The sequence below is a fragment of the Rhodococcus sp. ACPA1 genome (genome assembly GCF_002300195.1).
GTDB lineage: Bacteria > Actinomycetota > Actinomycetes > Mycobacteriales > Mycobacteriaceae > Rhodococcus_F > Rhodococcus_F opacus.
This window is the reverse complement of record NZ_NSDX01000004.1, coordinates 1,035,880-1,057,211: the sequence shown is the minus strand read 5'-3', so window position 1 is coordinate 1,057,211 and position 21,332 is coordinate 1,035,880. Positions and strand designations below refer to the sequence as shown.

The 21,332-nt window shown below is 67.3% G+C and carries 20 protein-coding genes and 1 pseudogene; 7 read left to right on the top strand and 14 right to left on the bottom strand.

Features of this window, described 5'->3' with window-relative positions; translation table 11 throughout:
* Positions 1-45: 45 nt before the first annotated feature.
* Positions 46-975 (bottom strand): sucrase ferredoxin, encoded by a 930-nt coding sequence (locus CJ177_RS22845; RefSeq protein WP_025433585.1) that lies wholly within the window; start codon positions 973-975, stop codon positions 46-48.
* Between the two features lie 62 nt (positions 976-1,037).
* Between CJ177_RS22845 and CJ177_RS22840 the strand changes: the two genes are divergently transcribed.
* The 3 genes from CJ177_RS22840 (at position 1,038) to CJ177_RS22830 (ending at position 3,420) form a co-directional block, all read left to right on the top strand.
* Positions 1,038-2,006, top strand: a complete 969-nt coding sequence (locus CJ177_RS22840) for an ABC transporter substrate-binding protein (RefSeq protein WP_095868652.1) — start codon at positions 1,038-1,040, stop codon at positions 2,004-2,006.
* 74 nt (positions 2,007-2,080) lie between these two features.
* Positions 2,081-2,899 carry a DUF2786 domain-containing protein gene (locus CJ177_RS22835; RefSeq protein WP_005249605.1) on the top strand — a complete coding sequence of 273 codons (819 nt, stop codon included), beginning with the start codon at positions 2,081-2,083 and terminating at the stop codon, positions 2,897-2,899.
* Complete coding sequence (locus tag CJ177_RS22830; RefSeq protein ID WP_025433586.1) at positions 2,896-3,420, top strand: TIGR04338 family metallohydrolase; 525 nt, start codon at positions 2,896-2,898, stop codon at positions 3,418-3,420. Before CJ177_RS22835 ends, CJ177_RS22830 begins: the two co-directional genes overlap by 4 nt.
* Before the next feature lie 6 nt (positions 3,421-3,426).
* Here CJ177_RS22830 and CJ177_RS22825 read toward each other — a convergent pair whose 3' ends face one another.
* The 5 genes from CJ177_RS22825 to CJ177_RS22805 form a co-directional block, all read right to left on the bottom strand.
* Positions 3,427-3,906 (bottom strand): nitroreductase family deazaflavin-dependent oxidoreductase, encoded by a 480-nt coding sequence (locus tag CJ177_RS22825; protein ID WP_005249601.1) that lies wholly within the window; start codon positions 3,904-3,906, stop codon positions 3,427-3,429.
* Positions 3,907-4,345: 439 nt separating this feature from the next.
* Positions 4,346-5,134, bottom strand: a complete 789-nt coding sequence (locus CJ177_RS22820) for an SDR family oxidoreductase (protein ID WP_095868651.1) — start codon at positions 5,132-5,134, stop codon at positions 4,346-4,348.
* 85 nt (positions 5,135-5,219) lie between these two features.
* Positions 5,220-6,581, bottom strand: a complete 1,362-nt coding sequence (locus CJ177_RS22815) for an MFS transporter (RefSeq protein WP_095868650.1) — start codon at positions 6,579-6,581, stop codon at positions 5,220-5,222.
* A 38-nt stretch (positions 6,582-6,619) separates the two neighbouring features.
* Complete coding sequence (locus tag CJ177_RS22810) at positions 6,620-7,624, bottom strand: alcohol dehydrogenase catalytic domain-containing protein (protein ID WP_095868649.1); 1,005 nt, start codon at positions 7,622-7,624, stop codon at positions 6,620-6,622.
* 133 nt (positions 7,625-7,757) lie between these two features.
* Complete coding sequence (locus CJ177_RS22805) at positions 7,758-8,294, bottom strand: 2,4'-dihydroxyacetophenone dioxygenase family protein (RefSeq protein WP_095868648.1); 537 nt, start codon at positions 8,292-8,294, stop codon at positions 7,758-7,760.
* Positions 8,295-8,558: 264 nt separating this feature from the next.
* Between CJ177_RS22805 and CJ177_RS48370 the strand changes: the two are divergent.
* Positions 8,559-9,188: pseudogene (locus CJ177_RS48370) on the top strand (LacI family DNA-binding transcriptional regulator); the annotation flags it as partial.
* The gene (locus tag CJ177_RS48365; RefSeq protein ID WP_257014636.1) at positions 9,166-9,621 is read left to right on the top strand and encodes a LacI family DNA-binding transcriptional regulator; all 456 of its coding nucleotides are present in this window, start codon (positions 9,166-9,168) and stop codon (positions 9,619-9,621) included. The pseudogene CJ177_RS48370 and the gene CJ177_RS48365, both read left to right, overlap by 23 nt.
* A gap of 26 nt (positions 9,622-9,647) precedes the next feature.
* Here CJ177_RS48365 and CJ177_RS22795 read toward each other — a convergent pair whose 3' ends face one another.
* The 7 genes from CJ177_RS22795 to CJ177_RS22765 form a co-directional block, all read right to left on the bottom strand.
* Complete coding sequence (locus tag CJ177_RS22795; protein ID WP_373560055.1) at positions 9,648-10,205, bottom strand: gamma carbonic anhydrase family protein; 558 nt, start codon at positions 10,203-10,205, stop codon at positions 9,648-9,650.
* Positions 10,202-11,020, bottom strand: coding sequence for a pyruvate kinase (locus CJ177_RS22790; RefSeq protein ID WP_257014635.1), 819 nt, complete (start codon positions 11,018-11,020; stop codon positions 10,202-10,204). The genes CJ177_RS22795 and CJ177_RS22790 overlap by 4 nt, the downstream gene beginning before the upstream one ends.
* A 21-nt stretch (positions 11,021-11,041) precedes the next feature.
* On the bottom strand, positions 11,042-12,265 hold the full coding sequence (locus CJ177_RS22785; protein WP_257014634.1) for a glycerate kinase: 1,224 nt from the start codon (positions 12,263-12,265) through the stop codon (positions 11,042-11,044).
* A 43-nt stretch (positions 12,266-12,308) separates the two neighbouring features.
* The gene (locus CJ177_RS22780) at positions 12,309-13,235 is read right to left on the bottom strand and encodes a 3-keto-5-aminohexanoate cleavage protein (RefSeq protein ID WP_005249333.1); all 927 of its coding nucleotides are present in this window, start codon (positions 13,233-13,235) and stop codon (positions 12,309-12,311) included.
* Positions 13,236-13,277: 42 nt separating this feature from the next.
* Positions 13,278-14,291 carry a ketopantoate reductase family protein gene (locus CJ177_RS22775; protein WP_005249332.1) on the bottom strand — a complete coding sequence of 338 codons (1,014 nt, stop codon included), beginning with the start codon at positions 14,289-14,291 and terminating at the stop codon, positions 13,278-13,280.
* Positions 14,288-15,622 carry an MFS transporter gene (locus tag CJ177_RS22770; RefSeq protein ID WP_257014633.1) on the bottom strand — a complete coding sequence of 445 codons (1,335 nt, stop codon included), beginning with the start codon at positions 15,620-15,622 and terminating at the stop codon, positions 14,288-14,290. Before CJ177_RS22770 ends, CJ177_RS22775 begins: the two co-directional genes overlap by 4 nt.
* Positions 15,623-15,778: 156 nt before the next feature.
* Complete coding sequence (locus CJ177_RS22765) at positions 15,779-16,801, bottom strand: LacI family DNA-binding transcriptional regulator (protein WP_005249330.1); 1,023 nt, start codon at positions 16,799-16,801, stop codon at positions 15,779-15,781.
* Between the two features lie 687 nt (positions 16,802-17,488).
* On the opposite strand from CJ177_RS22765, the gene CJ177_RS22755 reads away from it, so the two are divergent.
* The gene (locus tag CJ177_RS22755) at positions 17,489-18,283 is read left to right on the top strand and encodes an LLM class F420-dependent oxidoreductase (protein ID WP_005264455.1); all 795 of its coding nucleotides are present in this window, start codon (positions 17,489-17,491) and stop codon (positions 18,281-18,283) included.
* 68 nt (positions 18,284-18,351) lie between these two features.
* Here CJ177_RS22755 and CJ177_RS22750 read toward each other — a convergent pair whose 3' ends face one another.
* Positions 18,352-19,566: an acetyl-CoA C-acetyltransferase gene (locus CJ177_RS22750; protein ID WP_095868646.1), complete on the bottom strand. Its 1,215-nt coding sequence runs from the start codon at positions 19,564-19,566 to the stop codon at positions 18,352-18,354.
* Between the two features lie 255 nt (positions 19,567-19,821).
* Here CJ177_RS22750 and CJ177_RS22745 point away from each other — a divergent pair, with 255 nt between their 5' ends.
* Positions 19,822-21,288, top strand: a complete 1,467-nt coding sequence (locus tag CJ177_RS22745) for a class I adenylate-forming enzyme family protein (RefSeq protein ID WP_095868645.1) — start codon at positions 19,822-19,824, stop codon at positions 21,286-21,288.
* Positions 21,289-21,332: the final 44 nt, after the last annotated feature.

Genomic DNA, 21,332 nt, shown 5'->3' with positions numbered 1-21,332 from the left:
GGCAAGTTGTCAGGCGCTTCGCACCCGTGCGCCTTTTTGGTTGTCCTAGCTACCAGAACGGCGCACGGGTGGCGGAGCCGCCTCGAACCGGTCCGGGCTGTCGACGACACCCGCGCTGCAGGCGGTCAGGCGGGGTTCGGCACGGGTCGTGCGAACCCGGACGAGGTCGGTCCCGGCCGGGTGCCGGACCAGGACGTCGGTGTCGCCGTCCGTCCGCGGGGTCGCCGACAGCGGGATCACATCGTCGAGTCCGAGCAGCGACCGCTCGGCCCGGACGGTGTGCTCGGCGAACTGCAGCACCGGGTCGTCGGTGCACCGGCCGCGGTAGTGTTCGAGCACCACGCGTCCGTGATCGTGTTCGGCGACAATGTGTTCCGCCGCCTCCGCGGTGACCCGGCCGTAGTAGATGCCCGACGGCAGGCACACCATGGTCGCGGCGAATCGGTCGCCGCCGACGTGCGTCGATTCCCAGACCCGTCCGTCGCGGTGGCCGAGGCCGGTGACGACGGGGCGTCCGAACGACGCGCAGCACGCGTCCTTCTTGCCGTGGGTGCAGACGAGGAACAGAGATTCGGCGGGGTCGAGACGTTCCCCCACTCCGGGTGACAGGTCGAGGTCGAGGTCGATCAGCTCCCGGTCCTCACGCACCAGCAGTCGCTCCGCCCAGCCGTCGGCTCGTCCGGGACGCACGAGGTAGACGTGACGTCCGGCGGCGAGGTCGCGGCGCTGCCGGGTGCGGATCAGCACCGGACGCACCCCCGCGTCGGCGCACCGGCCTGCGAGCGCGTCGCCGAGGACCGGGTCGAGGCGGCTCTGCCGGAGCCGGTCGCGTCCCCACGGTCCGGGTTGCTCGATCAGCAGCCAGCCGCGCACCCGGGGCGCGGTGCCGCACAACGGCTCCAGGAGTGACCGGGAGAGCGCCGCGCAGGCCGGTGGCGTCCACCCCTCGGGCGACGTCGTCGTCTGCACGCTCACGCAACAGACTGTATAAGGTTAGGTTCGCCTATCTTCTACCCCCTTCGAGATCGAGGTCCAGGATGCGTTCTGCTACGTGCTCCCCGAATGTCACCGACGTCCAATGGCAGGAGATCGTCGACGCCCTGACACGACGAGAATTCGGAGCCGGGCTGGGAGCAGCCGCACTGGCCGCGCTCACCGCCGCCTGCGCGCGACCCGACGCGGCAACGGGCAGCGACAGCGGCGCCCAGCGCACCGTCACCCACGCCATGGGCACGACGACGGTGAACAACCGGCCCAGTCGCATCGTCGCCCTCGACAGCCTGCCCATCGACACCGTCGTCACGCTCGGGAAGACACCGGTCGGCGCTGCTCAGGCCGGTTCCGCCGACGCGCTGCCCGCCTACCTGGGCGGCGGACTGGACAGCACCACCGTCGTCGGGTCGATCGCCGAACCGAACCTCGAGGCGATCGCCGCGTTGCAGCCCGACCTCATCCTCAGCAGCAAACAGCGGCACGGCGACCTGTACGACGCGCTGTCCGCGATCGCGCCCACCGTGTTCTCCGTGTCGCCGGCGGTCGACTGGCAGGGGACGCTCCGGCTGTTCGCCGAGGCCATGGGTGAGACGGACGCAGCCGAGCAGAAGCTGTCGGCGTTCCACGCCCGCGCCGCCGCGTTGACCGAAACCAACCGGGGTCGCACCGCGCACGTCATCCGCGTGATGGACGACGGCCTGCGCCTGCACGGACCCGGCACGTTCTCCGGTTCCGTGCTGACCGCGGCCGGCTACACCATCACCGGGCAGCCGTGGGACGCGAAGAACGACATGTCCGAGATCTCGCTCGAGAACGTCGCCCAGATCGACTCCGACATCGCGTTCGTCGCCAACACGTCCGCACCGAGGGAACTGGGGATCGACCCCGTACTCATCGGGCAGATGGGGCCGTCACGACGCGACGGCGTCCGTCAGACCGACTACCGCGTGTGGATCACCGGCATCGGCCTCACCGGCGCAAACCTGATCCTCGACGACCTCGAGCGGCTGTAGGCGGCTCCGCCGCCCGTGCGCGGTTAAGGAGTGTCAGGACTCGTTAACCACGCACGGGGGGCTAGCCTGCCTGGGTGAGTTCCGACAAGATGCTGACCCGCATCGGTGGGCTCCTCCGGCAGGCGGAATCCACCGACAACCCGCACGAGGGCGAGGCCTTCATGGCCGCCGCCCAGCGGCTCGCCACCGCCTCCTCGATCGACCTCGCGGTGGCGCGCGCACACGCGGCGGGCCGGGAGAAGCGGGCCACCCCCACCCAGCGCCTGATCACGATCGGTGAACCGGGCAAGAAGGGTCTGCGCACGTACGCGCAACTGTTCCTGGTGATCGCCGCCGCCAACGACGTCCAGTGCGACATCGCCCAGACGTCCGCCGTCATCTACGCGTACGGGTTCGCCGGCGACATCGACGTCTGCGAGGCCCTGTACGCGAGCCTGCTGATCCAGATGGTCCGGGCGTCCGACGGCTACATCAAGTCGGGTGAGTACCGCGGCGAGACGACGGTGCGGACGCAGGTCGAGAAGCGCGGGCGCCGCCGGGTCGCGACACGGGTGCGACGGCCCGTCGCCGGTGTCACCGCCCGGTTGAACTTCCAGCTCGCCTACGCCGCGCGGATCGGGCAGCGCCTGGCCGACGCCAAGAAGGAGGCCGAGGAGCAGGCGGTGTCCGTGCCGGAGTCGTCGGCGGAGACGGCACTGGTCCTGCGCGACAAGCAGCTCGAGCTGAAGGACTACTACTCGGAGAACTCGCAGGCCCGCGGCACGTGGCGAGGAGGACGGGCGTCCGCCGGACATTCGTCGAGCGCCCGCCGGGCCGGCGACCGCGCCGCCCGGACCGCCCGCCTGAGCAACTCACCCGAACTGTCGACCGCCCGCAAGCAGATCCCGTCGTGAAGCGGCCCCGCGACACTCAGCGGACCGCCGTGTACGACGCCGAGGCCCTCGTGCGCACCATGTTCGACCGCGCCGACGAGCGCGGGCTGCGCGTCGTCGACGTTCTGGGGTCGCAGGTGACGCTGCCGGTGGAACGCAAATTCGCGTCGATCGACTCGGTGCAGGACTACGTCGACCGGGTGCTCGCCCTGAACTGGGTGCGATCCACCTGGACGCGGGCGGCCACCCCGGTTCACGTCCGCGCGCGGTCGGGCAACAAGGCGGCCCACTACGAAAGCGATTGCGCGACAATCGCGGTACCCGAGCATCGGAACGGCAACGCCTGGGCGTTCCGCGAACTGGTGGTGCTTCACGAGGTCGCCCATCACCTCGATCCGTCCGACCCCGAGTACCCGACGGTCGCGCCGCACGGACCGGAATACGTGGACCGCTACCTCACCCTGGTCGGGGAGATCATCGGCCCCGAGGCGGCTTTCGTCCTGCGCACCATGCTCCTCGCGGGCGGTGTGCGGCTGAACTGAGCACCCTCAGCCGCGGGGGCGCAGCCGGACGAAACGGATTTCACGGCCGGCCGCCCGGAAGTCGGCCGCGCTGCCGTCGACGTCGAAGCCCATGCCTTTGGCGATCCGCAGTCCGAGTTTCGGATGCTCCGCCGCGTAGTGCGCCATGAAGTCCGCACCGGTCTCGGGATCGAGGAATTCGGCTGTCACCGAGAGCCGCCGGCGGCCCACCTGAATCTTCGCGTTCGGTTGTGCACGCAGGTTCCGGTACCAATCGGACTTGGGACCGAACCCGGCGGCCAGCACGTACCCATCGCCGACGGCGTCGTGGTTGACCACCTCGAGCACGACCTGCCGCCGGGCGCCGGTCTTGCGCCCGACGTGTTCGAGGAGCAGGAATCGGCCACCGAGGAGAAACCCGAGGTGGACGCGGTAGAGGTAGATCGGCGCGCGAAAGAACGCCCGCCGGATGCCGGTGGGCGGGTCAGGCCTCTGCGTGACCTTCACACACCCAGTCTTCCACGTCCGCCGTGTGGTCGGGCTGTGATGCGTCCTCGTCTGTTTCGGAGACGACGGGCAGAAGGTGCCGGAAGTACACGCCGTCGAATTCGCGGCCCCGGCGAGGCTATCGCGTGCCCCGACGGCCAAGTCGTCGGGACGATCCGCGTCGATCGAGCTGAGTGCGGTACACGAGCGCGCCGAGGCTGCCCACCACGGCGAACACCGGCCGAATGCGTTGCATGAGTATCGGGTCCACCGAACCTGACGATCACCGCGAGCGCGGCAGCGGACGGCCGCAACCCGCCACCCGCCGTCTCCGCGCCGCACTCGCGATAGCCCTCGGCGAACGACGTGGGGCTGCCCTTCCTGCAATGCTCGTGACGCTCTGTGAATCCGGCTACCGAGCAGCTCCGTTGCGGGAGACGGAACGCCAGTCAGGGTTCGGCTACCGGGAGAGCCATCCACCGTCGACGGACAGGGCGGTGCCGGTGACGTAAGAGGATGCGGCCGAGGCGAGGAAGACGGCCGCGCCGGCAAGATCCTCCGGTCGCCCCCAGACGCCGGCGGGGATGCGACGCAGCATGTTCTCCGCCCGGGCGGGGTCCTCGCGATGCGCGGCGGTGAACTCGGTCTCCATGTAGCCGGGGGCGATCGCGTTGACTCGGATGCGGTGTGCGGCCCACTCGTTCGCGAGAGCTCGGGTCAGTCCGAGGATTCCGTGCTTGGAGGCGGCGTAGGACGGTACCTCCATCCCGCCTTGGAAGGAGTTGATCGAGGCGATGTTGATGATGCTGGCGGCGGCGTTGTCGTCGAAAGCGGCCTGCGCGAAGGCCTGGCTGAGCAGGAAGGGGGTGGTGAGATTGAGGTCGAGCACCGCCGACCAGTCCGCGGGCGTGGTGTCGGTCGCCGGGCCACGGCGGATGATGCCGGCGTTGTTGACGAGGATCGTCGGATGCGGGAACTCGGTCCCCGCCCAGGACATCAGCTCGGCCGAGGTTTCCGGCGTCAGGTGACTGAGGTCGGCGGTGCGGGTCGCGCACCGGACTCCCCGGGCACGCACTTCCTTGGCGACCTGATCGAGTTCTCCGATGTCGACGGCGACGATGTCGGCTCCTGCTTCCGCGAGAGCGATGGCCAGTGCGCGGCCCAGGCCGCGCGATGCCCCGGTCACGATGGCCGCGTTGCCGTCCAGGCGGAACAGGTCCAGGACCGGGGTGTGGACAGGTGCGTTCATGGGAGAGCTCCTTCTACTCGAATCGGGAGACGACTGGTGGCCGGGCCGGTATGCGGGGTGAGCACCGCACACCAGCCCGGTGGTGTCAGTTCCCGGTGGCCTCGTCGAGGACCCGGTCGTGGACGAGGGAGGTGCGGGCGGTTTCCTTCGCGGCGATCACGGCGATGATGGTGATCACGGCCAGGACAGCGAGGTAGATGCTCACCGCGATGGTGTTCTTCTCCTCGACGGTGCCGAGCAGCGCGACCGCGATGACGGGGGCCAGGCCGCCGGCGAACACCGAGGCGAGCTGGTAGCCGAGGGAGGCGCCGCTGTAGCGGACGCTGGTGCCGAACAGTTCGGAGAACATCGCCGCCTGCGGCGCGTACATCAGGGTGGTGAAGATCAGCCCGATGAAGATCGCCGCCGCGATGACGGTCTGGTTGCCGGTGTCGATGAGGGGGAAGAACACAAAGCCCCAGATGCCGGCACCGAGTGCGCCGGTGAAGTACAGCGGCCGCCTGCCGACCCGGTCGGACAGGGCACCGATGACCGGGGTGAGGAAGAACTGTGCGACCGAGGCGATCAGCACACCCGCGATGGCGGCGCTCTTGGGCATATCCAGGTAGGTGACCATGTAGGTCATCACCACGACCGTGAAGATGTAGTACGAGGTGTTCTCCACCAACCGCAGCCCCATCGCGATGAGGACCTCACGGGGGTATTTGCGCAAGACCTCGATGATCGGTGCGTGCTCGGCCTTGTGATTCTCGAGGGCTTTCTTGTTTTCGGCGAAGACCGGGGATTCCTCGATGCTCAGCCGGATCCACAACCCGATGAGGACGAGAACGGCGCTGAGCAGGAAGGGAATTCGCCAGCCCCAGGAATCGAAGGCTTCGTCGCTCTGGAACAGGGCCAGCACCCACAGCACCACCGCGGAGAGCAGGTTTCCGAGGGGCACCCCGGCCTGGGTCCACGACGTCCAGAATCCGCGGCGGTCGTTGTCACCGTGTTCGGCGGCCATCAGGACCGCTCCACCCCATTCGCCGCCGACGGCGAAGCCCTGTAGCAGTCGGCAGCCGATCAACAGCAGTGGTGCGGCCATGCCGATGCTCGCGAAGGTCGGCAGCAGGCCGATGGCGAAGGTCGCGGCGCCCATCATGAGCAGGCTGACGACCAGCATCTTCTTGCGACCGAGTTTGTCGCCGTAGTGGCCGAAGACGATGCCGCCGAGCGGGCGGGCGAAGAATCCGACCGCGAAGGTGGCGAAGGCGAGCAGGGTGGCCGTGGAAGGCTCGCTGTCGGGGAAGAACAGCGGCCCGAAGACGAGCGCGGCGGCCGAGCCGTAGAGGAAGAAGTCATACCATTCGACGGCTGTGCCGATCATGCTGGCGAAGGCGACCTTGACGATCGAGGTGCGCCCGGCCGCGTGGGTAGCGGGTTCGGCCGCGATGTCGGGTGTGGACATGGCGTGTCCTTTCGGGACAGGGGTGGGGTCCGGTGTGGTCATGGGACGAGCACGACCTTCATGTCGTGACCGGCCGCGGCGCGTTCGAGCGCCGAAGCCGCATCAGTGAGGGAAATTTCGGTCACCAGCTGCGGCCACGGTGCCGGGTCGGCGGCCATCGCGTCGGCAGCGGCCCGGTAGTCGACCTTCGTTGATCCGTAACTGCCCTGCAGACGAATCTCCTTGCGGGTGACGGCGTTGAAGTCGACCGGTCCGGTGCGGGCGAACAGTCCGACGACGGAGATGGGGCTGCCGGGCAGGACCGCGGCGATGGCGGCATCGAGGGCGGCGGTCGAACCGGAGGCGTCGACCCATGCGGTGGGATTGAAAGGCAGCTCGTCCCGGCCGGCGATCACGGTGCGCAGACCGAGCGCGCGGGCCAGTGGCAATCGCACGTTCTCATCGTTGCCGACCCCGGAGAGCACGACGTCGTGGCCGCGTTGGGCGAGGACGAGGGCGGCCATCGTGCCGATCGGTCCGGGACCGGACACCACCACCCGGGTGGGGCCCACGGCGGCGTTCTCGATGTGCGCGACCGCACGGCACGCGACCGACAGCGGTTCGGTCAGCGCCAGCGTCGACGCCGGCATATGCCGGTCGACCTCGACCAGGCGGGCCTCGGGGACGACGAACGATTCGGCGGCCGCGCCGTCGAAGGACAATCCGAGGACGGTGCGCCGGGGACAGATCTGCCGGAAACCGCGCTCGCACAGATCGCACACGCCGCAGCCGTCGATCGCAACGGGGACAACGCGTTTGCCGAGCCAGGCCGGGTCGACGCCCTCGCCGAGGGCTTCGACGTATCCGACCGCCTCGTGTCCGAGCACGACCGGGGGGCGGATCCATTCGTAACCGGTGTCGTGATTCCAGGCGTGCACGTCGCTGCCGCACAACCCGCAGGCCTCGGTGCGTACCCGCACCTGCCCCGGGCCCGGTTCGGGCTTGGGCAGATCCTGCACCAGGACGTCGCGGGGGGTGGCACTTCTCTTGGTGAGAGCTCGCATGTGGGGAACCTGCTACTTTCGCCCGCGATCGGGCTCGTGGAAATAGAGGGTGAGACGCCGGCGGACACCGCCCCCGAGCGCGAAGGGGACTCGGTGTTATTACGCCATGTCGGGAGGTGTCCGCCGGGGCGTCTCAGCGGATGAAGCGGTCGACGTAGTCGGCGCCGAGCCCGATCTTCTCGTAGTGCGCGCGGGCCTTGTCGATCTTGCTGAAGACGTCTTCGATGCCGACGGTGTTGCCGTCGACGTCGACGTAGATGTACGCGCCGCTCACGTGGAAGAGGGTCGCCATCTCGGTCACGTCTTCAGGGACCTCGAGGGTGTGGATGTCGCCGGGCGGCTCGAACGCGTAGGTGCCCTCTTCGGCCCACCAGTCGTACTCGAGGTAATGCCAGCGGCCCCGCAGGGTGAACGCGTGCACCGCACCGGCATGCCGGTGCCGGGACAGGATCCCCGAACGGCGCACCCGCAGAATGTTCACGAAGTAGCCCTGGCTCGCCGACAACACCAGCGGGCGGAACTCGACATCCTGCGATTGCGGAACCCACAGCCGCTCGTCACAGTCCAGGTCCAGTGCACTCGGAACGATCAGATCGTCACTCATGCCGTACGGCTTCGGACCCGTGTAGGGCACAGCCTCTTCGTTCTTCATGTCAACGGTGGAACTCACGATGCTCTCCTTTCGCTTAATCGCATAAGTGACGCTACATCGTTGTGTTCCAGCGCACAAGTCACTGAGTCCGTCGGCCTATGAAAGCAATTGAACTGCAGTTATAGCTCAGGACTCAAACCGCCACACGTCCCACATGTCGAAATATGCGCCTCAAATATGAACTTAAACGAATCAGCATCCCTTTTGTGTCATCCACTTCGTGCAGCCAGGGACATGGGAGCCCGGCCTGATCGAGGCACTTAACCGACTAAGCTTTCGGTTATGACCGATGCTCCTCCGCCTTTGAGCGGCGCCCGCCGAGGCGGTGGCCGTCCCCGCCGCGTGACGATGAGCGACGTCGCCCGCCAGGCTGGGGTGTCGTCGGCAGCAGTCTCCTACGCACTCAGCGGGGCTCCCGGGGTCAGCGACGAGCGCCGCCAGCGGATCCTCGCGATTGCCGACGAGATGGGATTTCGTCCGAGTAGGATCGCCCGAGAACTGCGCTCCGGCACCACGAAAGCCATCGGGCTGCTCCTTGCGGACATCGCGAACCCCTTCTACACGGAGGTCGCGGGGGGTGTGGTCGCCGCGGCCGCGGAAGACGGCTACGAAGTCTTCGTCTCCCACGTCGGCGTGGATGGTTCCCGGCAATCGGACGTCGCGTTTGCGCAGGTCGATCGAAACTGCAGCGGCCTGATCTTCACCTCGCTCGTCGCCACCGACAAGCCGCTCCTCGACAAGCTCCGTAACGAAAACATCCCCGTCGTGCAGCTCTACCGCAAACTCGAGGACGAACCGTCCGACTGGGTCGGAATCGACGACTACTCCGCGTCGTTCGAAATGGCCTCGCACCTCGTCGCGACCGGTCGACGCAAGGTCGCCGTTCTCGGTGGCCCCGACACCTCCAGCGTGTCCGTCAACCGCATGGCCGGATACCGCGACGCCCTCGACAAAGCAGGCCTGCGCGCGATCAACGAACCCGACCTGTGGGGGGGAGCTGACCCGCACGTCTGGGGCACTGCGCGCGCGAGCACTGTTCGCCGAACACCCCGAGACCACCGCGGTCGTCTGCGGCAACGACCTGATCGCCCTTGGCGTTCTCGATGTCTGCCGAGAAATCGGCAAACGAGTCCCGGAGGATGTGGCCTTGACGGGATTCGACGACATGAGTTTTTCCAGCGCCGGGCCCCTGCAGTTGAGCACAGTGACCGTCCCGCGAGATCTGATGGGCCGTCGCGCCGCACGAATGCTCCTGCAGCGCATCGCCGGCGACGAGAGCCCCCCACGCAACGAGCGATTGCCCTACGGAATCCAGGTGCGAGACACCACCGCCCGGCGCGGTTAGACGCCCGTCCGCGGCGGACTCATCGCTCAGATTCGAGGCTCTGCTTGGTGCCGGGCAGAGGTGAGTGATCCTGTCTCGGTTGCTGCCGCGTGTCGTAGGCGAGCCTGCGCGTAGGTGTCCGCATTCGTGCGTACAGCAGCCAGTTCCTGCGTTGTCAGGGCGCGCCGGACCTTTCCTGGCATGCCGGCGACGAGCGTTCCGGGTGGAATCTCCATTCCCTCGGGGATCAGTGCGTTGGCTGCGATCAGAGTGCCCGCCCCGACGCGGGCGCCGTTCATCACTGTCGCACCCATTCCGACCAGAATATCGTCGCCGATCGTACAGCCGTGCAGGATTACGTTGTGCCCCACAGACACCCCTCTTCCGATGACGAGTGGAAAACCGGGATCTGCGTGAAGGACGCAGCCGTCTTGGATGTTCGTCCGCTCGCCGATCTCAATCCTCTCCGCATCGCCGCGGGCCACTGCGCCATACCAGATGCCAACTCCCGACCCGATCTGCACGATTCCGACGATCGTGGCGTTCGGCGCGATCCACACATCCTCTGCAATGTCCTGATCGCCTGGGCTCAGAGAAATCCTCACCGCTGCAGTTCCTCTGTGTCGAGCCGCCGACGATTCGTGCCGGGATAGGGCTGGGCGGATGTGAAGTCGTCCTCGCCGACCCGGTGGACGTGGATGAGGTTGGTGGATCCGACGGTGTGCGGGGGTGAGCCGGCGACGATGACGACGAGGTCGCCGCGCAGGTAGCGGCCCAGCCGTAGGAGGGCGGTGTCGACCTGCCGGATCATCTCGTCGGTCGATTCGACCGGGTCGACGAGGAACGTTTCGGTGCCCCAGGTGAGGGCGAGTTCGTTGCGCACCTGGGGTACCGGGGTGAATGCCAGCAGGGGCAGCGGGGTGTGGAGCCGGGCGAGTCGACGCACGGTGTCCCCGGACTGGGTGAACGCGACCAGCGCGGTGGCGCCCAGGCGTTCGCCGATGTCGCGGGCGGCGAACGAGATCACGCCGCCGTGGGTGCGGGGAGTGTGGGTCAGGGCGGGGACGGTGGTGGACTGGTGTTCGACGGCCGCCCATACGGTCGCGCCGTCGGTGAAGCGGCCGAGGCGGATCTTCGGTCCCTGCAGGTCCGCGAGGATTCCGACGGCCCGGCCGGTGCTGTCGGCGGCGGCGCGGACGCGCCGGTAGTTGGCTTCGTGGTCGGTGTGGTCGCCGTGGCTGAAATTCAGTCGGGCGATGTCCATCCCGGTTTCGACGAGACTGCGGGTGCGCTCGTCGGTGGCGGTGGCGGGCCCGAGCGTGCAGACGATCTTCGCGCGCCGCAATGATCGTTGGGCGGTGGCGTCGAGGTCAGGGATTATGCGGCGTTCCACAACTGCCGAGTCAAGCGTGATGTCCATTGGTCTCCTTGGAAGTCGCGGCTAGGGCGTGGCGAAAGGGGCGGGTGCGGCATCGGCGCCGATCGTGCCGAGTCCGCGGGCCGGCCGGGAAAACCACCGGTCGCGGGCGATACCCGCGCCGGCCTGCTCCAGAAGGCTTTCCGCATTGGCCATGCAGCGGCGTTCGTCGGCTTCGAGATCGGTGAGGGTGTACACCGCATCGAAGCCAGCGGCGCGGGCGTCGTCGGCTGCGACGACGCAACGACCCGCCACAGCTACCGCTGGTACCCCAACCTGCCGGGCGGCCCGGGCGACGCCAACGGGACCCTTGCCACGCAGGCTCTGCGCGTCGAGAGATCCCTCACCCACCACGACGCACGCCGCCCCCCGCACCACCTCGGAGAACGAGGTCAGTTCCAACAGTAGGTCGATACCCGACGTCAGCCGCGCTCCGAGGACCGCGGCCATGGCGAACGCCATACCACCGGCCGCCCCGGCCCCTGGAACGTCCCGAAGGTCCCGGCCGACGGCCTGCGCGACCACGTCGGCCCAGCGGCCCAGGGCGTGATCGAGTCGGGTCACGGTGGACGCGTCGGCACCTTTTTGCGGCCCGTAGACCGCCGCCGCACCGTGTCGTCCGGTGAGTGGATTGTCCACATCGCAGGCGACGATCACCTCGACGTTCCGCAGCCGCGGATCGAGCGAATCGACGTCGAGGACATCCGCGGCGGCGAGGTCCTGGCCACACGGGTAGAGCGGGTCCCCGTCGGCATCGAGGATGCGCGCCCCGAGCGCATTCAGCGCGCCGGCGCCGCCGTCGGTGGACGCACTGCCGCCGACGCCGAGGACGATCCGCTGCGCCCCGCGGTTGAGTGCATCCACCATCAGCTGCCCGACACCGCGGGTGGACGCCGTCCGTGCGGTGGTGGGGGTCGGCCCATGGGTGCCGAGGTGGGCCAGGCCCGCCGCTGAGGCCATCTCGATCACCGCGGTTCTACCCCGCAGCGCATAGGTTGCGGTGAGCGTTTGCTGCAGCGGACCGGTGGCCGGGCACGTGACGGCTGCGTAGCCCTGCCGGATCATCATCTCGACCGTGCCCTCGCCACCGTCGGCGATCGGGAACTCGACCACCGTCAAGTTCGGTGCGGCGGACCGCATCCCACGCGCGACGGCGGCTGCGGCGCCCGCTGCCGTAGCGGAGCCCTTGAACTTGTCGGGCGCCACCACCACATGGCCGGTGGCCCTTGGTGCGGACGGAGTACTCACCCGTTCCCCTTCGGTGCTCGAGAAGGCCTGCGACATCGAGGAATCAGAACGCCACTGCGGACGAGCCCTTGAGACCCAGATGCGCACGTGCCTCATCCGGTGTCGCGGGGGTGCGGTCGAACATCGCGGCCAGGTCCGCTACCTTCGTCACCAGTTGCGCATTGGAGGTGGCCGGCTCGCGCTTGCTCACGCGGAGGTTGTCCTCGAGACCGACTCGAACGTTGCCGCCGAGCATCAAGGACAGTGCAGCAAGGTTGAACTCACCGCGGTAGCCCACTCCGGCGGCCGACCAGGTGAACGAATCCTTGCCGAGAACACGCTCGGCAGTGCGCAGCATGTGGATGAGCTGGTCGGGTTCGGCGGCATTCGCGCCGAGGACGCCGAGCACGAACTGCAGGTTGAACGGCGCCTCGAGCACCCCGTCCTTGACCAACTGCTCGAGGTTGTAGATCTGGCCGACGTCGTAGACCTCGATCTCCGGGCGGGTGTCGGACTGGCGCATCTGCTCGGCCATGTAGGTCATGTCGGCAAAAGTGTTCCTGAAGATGTAATCGGTGGTGCCCTCCAGGTATTCGCGCTCCCAGTCGGCGAAGGGCAAATCACGGGCGGCGACGGGAAACAGGCCGAAGTTGAAGCTGCCGGCATTGAAGGTGGCCATCTCGGGGCGGAACTTCAGGACCGAGGCACGCTCTTCGACGGTCATCCCACGGCCACCACCGGTGGTGGGCTGAAGGACGGCGTCGGTGTGCTTGCGCAGCTCGGACAGGGCGCGTTCGAACAAGTCGAGGTCGGCGACGGGGCGTCCGGTCGTTTCTTCGCGCACGTGTACGTGCAGGACGGAGGCGCCGGCCTCGGCGGCCTTGACACCCTCCTCGACGATCTGGTCGACGGTGATCGGAATGGCCTTGCTCTGGGCGGGGACGGTCATGCCGCCGGTCAGCGCGCAGGTGATGATGACTGTGTCGTTCATGGTGTTCGGCTCCTTGATCGGGATCAAAACTTGGCGGTGTTGTCAGGCGGGAACGGTGGCCAGCGCCGTCAGGGTGTCGCGGCCCGGCGTGCGGAGGCCGCGTTCGCAGTCGTGCACGAGGTCGACGATGCGGGTGTTCAGCGGGCTGGGAATTCCGGCGGATGCGGCGGTCGAGGCGACACCGCCGTTGATGACGTCGACCTCGGTGATCGCGCCGCGTTCGAGATCTTGGAGCATCGATGCCTTGGTCGCCCCGAGTCGGTTCATCAGGATGGCCAGTGCGGCGTCGGCGCGACTGAGGTCGTCGCAGGATCGGACCACGAGCTGATCGGGACGGACGCCCACGATCTCGTCGAGTTGGATGCCGATCGCGGTCGCGACGTCGTATGCCTCGGTCCAGAGCCGGTAGGCGACTTCTCGCCCGAGCGGATCGGAGGCGATGTCGCGGTACAGCAGTCCGGTGACCGCACCGAGTCCGGAGAACGTGCTGTTGAGGAGCAGCTTCGACCAGATCTGCCCGACGATGCGGTCGGAGATGGTCACTTCGGCGGCCGCGGCGAGGATGCGGGCCAGGTTCTCGATGCGTGGGGTCCGGCTGCCGTCCACCTCGCCGACGACGAACGGTGCGACGGTGGTCTGGGCGAGGTGGCCGGGGCCGAGGTTGGTCGCGCCCCACTCGGTGATGCCGATGACCAACCGGTCTGCGCCGACCAGACTCTGAACGATGTTCTGCACCAGTCCGTTCCCGAGGGAAGCGTAGGTGTCGACCAGGTCTCCACGGACGAGGGGAGTCAGTGCCACATCCAGATAGGGTGCTTTGAGGGTGACGAGCGCGTAGTCGAAGCGCCCCTCGAGGTCGTCGGCGGTATCGACGGCAGTGATCGTGATGTGCGAGGTGGCGCCGAGTTCGTCGAACCGGAGTCCGGGTGAGTTCATCAGCCGGACGTGTTCGGTGTTGGCGTCGAGTACCACGACGTCGTGGCCGGCGCGGGCGAGATGGGCAGCGGTGACTCCGCCGATGGCCCCCGCGCCGACGATGAGGATGCGCTCATTCATGCCTTTACCTGGCTTTCCTTCTTGTTGCCGTTCATCTGTGGGTCCTGGATTTTGAGGGTGAGGCTGACCGCTGCCCCGACGGCGACGAGCGCGATGACGAACCAGAGTCCTGCCGACGGGTTGCCGGTCGCCGTTTCGATGAGTCCCATCGCGAAGGGGCCCACGAAGCCGCCGAGAATGCCGAGGGTGTTGACCAGCGCCAATCCGCCCGCCAACGCGGCACCGGCGAGGCGGGACGCGGGAATGGCGAAGAGAATCGACTGGACGACGAAGAAAGTGGCGGCCGCGATACAGAATCCGACCAGAGCCAGTGCCGGACTCGAGACGGCACCGATCGTGAATCCGACTACCATGGACGTCATTCCGCCGAAGAGGATCTTGCGGGAGCGTCGACCGTCGGTGGCGTAACGAGGCAGGACCAGGGTGCCGATCGCCGCCGCCACCCAGGGGAGCGCGGTGAGCAAACCGATGGTCAGGTCCGACATCTCCCCCCACTCGCCGATGATGCTGGGCAGGAAGTAGGTGAGGCTGTAGACCGCGATCTGATGCGTGAAGTACACCGCGATGACCAGCAGGATTTGCTTGTCCTTGAAGACGCCGGCAAACGAATGGGTGCCGGACGCGTCGGCGCCCTCCTGTTGTTCCTTGGCCAGCCGGGCGGTGAGGTCGCGGGCTTGCTTCGGGTCGAGCCACTTCGCGTCGAGAGGGCCGTTGGGCAGGTATTTGAACACCACGACGGCAAGGATCACCGCCGGAATTCCCTCGAGGACGAACATCCATTGCCAGCCCTGCCAGCCGAGCAGGCCGTCCAATCCGAGCAGTGCGCCACCGATGGGGGCACCGATGATGTTTGCGAGGCAGACCGCGACAAGGAATGACCCGTTCGCGCGGGCACGTTGTTCGCGGCCGAACCAGTAGGTGAGGTAGAGCATTACGCCGGGGAACAGCCCGGCCTCTGCCGCACCGAGCAGCACTCGCAGGATGTAGAAGGAGATGGGTCCTTCGACGAATGCCATCGCCGCTGAGAGGAGGCCCCAGGTGACCATGATGCGGGTGATCCACAGCCGCGCGCCGACTCGGTACATGATGAGGTTGCTGGGCACCTCGCACAGCGAATACGCGAGGAAGAACAGTCCCGCACCCAAACCGTATGCGGCGGCGGAGATTCCCAGATCGGCTTCGAGATGATGTTTGGCCAGACCGATATTCGTGCGGTCGATGAACGCGATGATGTACGCGGCGATCAGCAGCGGCATGAGTTTGCGGAAGATGAGCCTGTTCAGATCTTCACCGGGCGGCGTCGAGGCCGCCGGAGTGCGGTTTTCAGACATGACAATGCCTTCTCAGGGGTCGAGAGGTGGCCTCCGTGGGCGGAACGCTCCGGAGAATGTCAGGACGAAGCCCGGAGGGGCGGGATCGTCGGAGGGCAGAGGCCCGTCGTGATGAAAATGAGGTGCGTAGCGTGGTGGCGGAAGAGCGCCGGGCCGCTAGGGGGCGGCGGTGGGTTCCTTTCGTGGGCATCCGCAGGTGGTACCGATGCGGAGTTGGTGAGCGCGGAGAACTGCCTGATACGAGCCGCCGGCGCCGTCGATGCGGCGGGTAAGAAGGTCGAGTGCTTGTTCGGCCATCTCTCGCCGTGGTTGATTGACGGTGGTCAGTTCGACCAGCGGAGACGCGCCGGGAAAGAGGCCGTCGAAACCGGTGACCGCGACATCACCGGGGACGGTGATCGAGTGCGCGCGCAGGGCACTGATCGCGCCGAGCGCGAGTGCATCGCTGCCGCAGACGATCACCCGCGGGAGAGCCTTGTGCGCGAGGAGTTCTTCGACCGCCGCATAACCGCCCTGCTCACTGAGGTACGTGCTGATGCGGTGCGAGGCGATACTGCGAATGCCGTGGGCTTCGGCAGTACGGGTAAACCCTTCCTCCCTGGCGGCAGACGCACTAGAGGTGCGCGGCCCGACAATCGTGACGATGTCCTGATAGCCATGCCAGAGAACGTGTTCCATCATCTCCGACGCCGCGGCACGGTCGTCGATTCCGACGAAGTCTGCGTCGACCCGTTCGATGCGCCGGGACAGCTGGATCAGCGGGATGCGGGCGCTGCGCAGAGAGCGGACGACGTCACCGTCGTCGGGGTGCAGGACGGTGACCACGACACCGTCGACCTGCCGGGCGATCATCGCGTCGACGACGGACCGCAGCGTGTCGGGATCTTCCTGCGTGTGGGCGAGGAATACCTCGTATCCCCGGGCACGGGCGGCGTCGATCGTGCCCGCCGCGATCTCGGTGTAGAACGGATTGGCGATATCGGTCAGAACGAGGCCGATAACCCGGGACTGATGTGAGCGGAGACGGTTCGCTCGGGCACTCGAAGTGTGCCCGAGCTCCTCCGCGACCTCGAGGACCCGTGCCCGAGTCTCCTCCGACACCCCGGATCGCCCGTTCATCACGTAGGAGACGGTGGCCGGCGAGACACCGACCGCACGCGCAACATCGGCCGCAGACACCCGAGGGGGATGCTGCCTGCTGCTGCGTGGACTTGCTGTTCTCACTGGTACACCTCCTCGCCGATCGGATACATCGACGTTAAGTGTGACCCAAATCATTAAGCAACGTTAAGTTGTCGGACTCATCTCCAGCGCGGAAACACGAGCGGCGACAGTACCCGATAGGGGCCACGAGGCGACGGTCACGGACGTCCACCGCATGAATGACGCACGTCACAACTTAACGTTGCTGAACTTCTCCGACGCTTCCAGGGTTCTTCCCCACACCGCACGGCATCCACTGTCCGCACCTCACATCACTACGCCCACGAAAAGGGGGTGGGTTGTCGAGCAAGCAACGTCTTTATCGGATCTACGGCGCGGGCGGCAGAATCTTCCGCTCCACGGCAGGGGGAACACACATCCGGGCCTGGAAAGTCGGACAGAAGGTCGGCTCCATGGCACTCACCCTAGATGGCGCACGCGCTCGTCGCCCGGGCAGAACGCTCTATGCAAAAGCCCAATTCATTGCCAGTGTCGACGGCTGCCGACGGTGACCCACCACAGATCCGGTGCTACCCAATCGACACAGATGGGTCACTTGCCGTAGTAGCCGCACTCGGCACGGGCGAGCAATATGGTTCAGGGAGGGACTTGCACGCACCGGCCCTGCACGCAGGGTCTCCGCACTCATCCGAGGAGCCACGAATGACTCGTCCAGTTCGCATCGGTGTCCAACTTCAGCCGCAGCACGCGCCCGATTACGGGCTGATCCGCGACGCGGTGCTGCGGGCCGAGGACGCCGGCGTCGACATCGTCTTCAACTGGGACCACTTCTATCCGCTGTACGGCGATCCGGCCGGCGCCCACTTCGAGTGCTGGACGATGCTCGGGGCGTTCGCCGAGCAGACGGAGCGGGTGGAGATCGGTGCGCTCGTCACGTGTGCCGGCTACCGGAACCCGGATCTGCTCGCCGACATGGCCCGGACCGTCGACCACATCAGCGGCGGGCGGCTGATCCTGGGCATCGGCTCGGGCTGGTTCGAGCGCGACTACGACGAGTACGGCTACGAATTCGGCACCGCGGGGTCACGGCTGAACCTGCTCGCCGAGTACCTTCCGCGGATCACCGCCCGGTTCGGCAAGCTGGAACCCGCACCCACCCGGCACATTCCGATCCTCATCGGCGGCGGCGGCGAGAAGAAGACGCTGCCGCTGGTCGGGCAGTACGGCGACATCTGGCACAGCTTCAGCGACATGGACACGTACAAACGTAAGTCGGGGATCCTCGCCGGGTACGCACGCGATGCCGGACGCAGCCCCGACAGCATCCAGCACTCCACGTCGTGGCCGGGTGTCGACGACGCGGCAGCCCACGTCGACGCCGGCGTCACCCTGTTCACCGTGGGCGTGGGTGGTCCCGACTACGACCTCGGCACTCTGAAGGAGGCCATCGCCTGGCGCGACGAGAACACCCCGCCGCCGCTGTCGGGCCTGGCGTAGGCGCTTCGCGCCCGTGAGTGGTTAACGAGTCTCTGCACTCGTCAACCACGCACGGGCGGCGGAGCCGCCTACAGCCGCTCGAGCACCATGGCCATGCCCTGTCCGCCTCCGACGCACATGGTTTCGAGACCGAACTGCTTGTCGTGGGTCTGCAGGTTGTTGAGCAGGGTCGCAGTGATGCGGGCACCGGTCATGCCGAAGGGGTGGCCGAGGGCGATCGCGCCGCCGGACACGTTCAGCTTGTCCTCGTCGATGTTCAGCTCCCGCGCCGACCCGATCACCTGCACGGCGAACGCCTCGTTGATCTCGACGAGGTCGATGTCGGAGATGCCCAGTCCCGCGATCGCGAGGGCACGCTTGGACGCCTCGATCGGGCCGAGACCCATGATCTCCGGCGACAGCCCGGACACCCCGGTGGACACGATCCGGGCCAGCGGGGTCAGCCCCAGCTCCTTGGCCTTGGTGTCGGACATGATCACCAGGGCGGCGGCGCCGTCGTTGAGGGGGCACGCGTTGCCGGCGGTGACGGTGCCGTCCGGGCGGAACACCGGCTTGAGCTGGCTGACGGCCTCGTAGGTGGTGCCGGCGCGGGGGCCGTCGTCGGTGGACACGACGGTGCCGTCGGGCAGGGTCACCGGGGTGATCTCCCGTGCGAAGAAGCCCTCGTTGATTGCCGCCTCGGCGCGGTTCTGCGAGCGCACCGCCCACCGGTCCTGCTCCTCGCGGGTGATGCCGGTGATCTGCGCGACGTTCTCGGCGGTCTGGCCCATCGCGATGTAGGTGTCGGGGACCAGGCCCTCCTCACGCGGGTCGACCCACTGCTGGCCGCCCTGGGCGAGCTTCTCGGTGCGGGTCTGCGCGTCGGCGTACAGCGGGTTCTGGGTGTCGGGCAGCGAGTCGGAGTTGCCCTTGACGAACCGGGAGACGGTCTCGACACCGGCGGAGATGAAGACGTCGCCCTCACCGGCCTTGATCGCGTGCAGTGCCATGCGGGTGGTCTGCAGCGACGACGAACAGTACCGGGTGATGGTGGTACCGGGGATGAAGTCGTAGCCGAGCTGGACCGCGACGTTGCGGCCCATGTTGAACCCCTGCTCCCCGCCGGGCAGGCCGCAGCCGAGGATGAGGTCGTTGATGTCGGTGGGGTCGAGCGCGGGCACCTTGTCGAGTGCCGCCTGGACCATCTGCGCGGCGAGGTCGTCGGGGCGCATGCCCTTGAGCGATCCCTTCATGGCGCGACCGATCGGGGAACGGGCGATGGAGACGATGACGGCCTCGGGCATGAGTAACTCCTACCGATTGACGTGGTGGACGGCAGTCGGTGCGGACCTGCAGCCCCTCAGTTCTAAGCATGTGCTTATTTTCTAAGCGTTTGCATATATTGACCACGCCCGCGGCGCGGTGTCAACCCCCGGACGGTCGCGATTGTGCTCAACCGACAACGAACCGCCCGAACTCGAGCCCCCGAGGCCGTTTCTCGCACGAAATCCCGTCGATAGTGTTGTGGATCACACCACAACGAAAGGGCGGACGAAATCGTGTCGCACATCGGCTATTTCGCTTGGGACCTCGCCGCACAGCGTGGTGACGCGCCGTGCCTGCGCGACGACCGACTCGAACTGACGTACCGGCAGTTCGCGGAGCGGGTCGACGCCTTCGCCGCACAATTGTCCGAGAACGGCGTCGGACGTGGCGACGTCGTCGCGATCATGCTGCCGAACCGGGCGGAACTGCTCATCGCCCTGATGGCCTCCTGGCGGATCGGCGCGGCCGCGACCCCGGTCAATCCCACGTTCACCGCAAGCGAGGCCGAGTACCAGATCGACGACGCCACAGCGATTCTCGTGGTCAACGAGGGACCCGACGCACCGACCGGCGGCCGTCCGGCGATCGCCGTCGACGACATGGCGACGATCCCCGACCCTGCCTGGGCACCGGGCACCACCGCCGGCGGAGACGACCTCGCCCTGCTGATCTACACGTCCGGGTCGACCGGACATCCCAAAGGCGTCATGCTCACCCATGACAACCTGCAGTTCATGAGCTCGTCGATGGTGCAGCATTTCTCGTTGACCGCCGACGACCACTGCCTCCTGATCCTGCCGCTGTTCCACGTCAACGCGATCTGCGTCAGCTTCCTGACCCCGATGCTCGCCGGCGGTCAGCTGAGCGTCACCGGGCGCTTCTCACCAGCTCGGTTCTTCGACGACGTCGCCCGCCTGCGGCCGACGTACTTCTCCGCGGTTCCGACCATCTACGCCCTTCTGGTCTCCCAGGACACCGTCGGCGACACCTCCTCGCTGCGGTTCGCGGTCTGCGGGGCCGCCCCGATCTCCAAGGAACTCCTCGACCACGCCGAGCAGCGTTTCGGGCTCGTCATCGTGGAGGGTTACGGGCTGACGGAGGGCACGTGCGCGTCCGCGTGCAATCCGCCTGCCGGCGTTCGCAAGCTGGGCACCGTCGGCCCCGCCCTGCCGGGGCAGACCATCGCGATCGTCGACGAGTCCGGGGCACCGGTGCCGGCGGGGACGGTCGGCGAGGTGGTGATCCGGGGCGCGAACGTGATGCGCGGCTACCTCGGCCGCCCCGAGGAAACGGAACGCACCGTCGTCGACGGATGGCTCCACACGGGCGACGTCGGCCGACTCGACGAAGACGGCTACCTCACCCTCGTCGACCGCGTCAAGGACATGATCATCCGGGGCGGCGAGAACATCTACCCCAAGGAGATCGAAAACGCACTCGCCACTCACGACGGCGTCCTCGAGGCGGCCGTGGTGGGAGCGCCAAACGAGGTGTACGGCGAGGTGCCCGTCGCATACGTGGTCACGTACCCGGACACTGCCGTCACCCACGACGTCCTGGCCGAGCACCTGAGCAGCCGGCTCACGAAAGTCAAACTGCCGGTGGCGATCCACATCGTCGACGCGCTGCCGCGCAACCCCGTCGGCAAGATCGACAAGCCGGGACTGCGGAGCCGGCACCGACCGCAATCGGTGAGCTGACACCACTTTCACCCACTCCACACCTCGGGACGCACCCGAGGCGA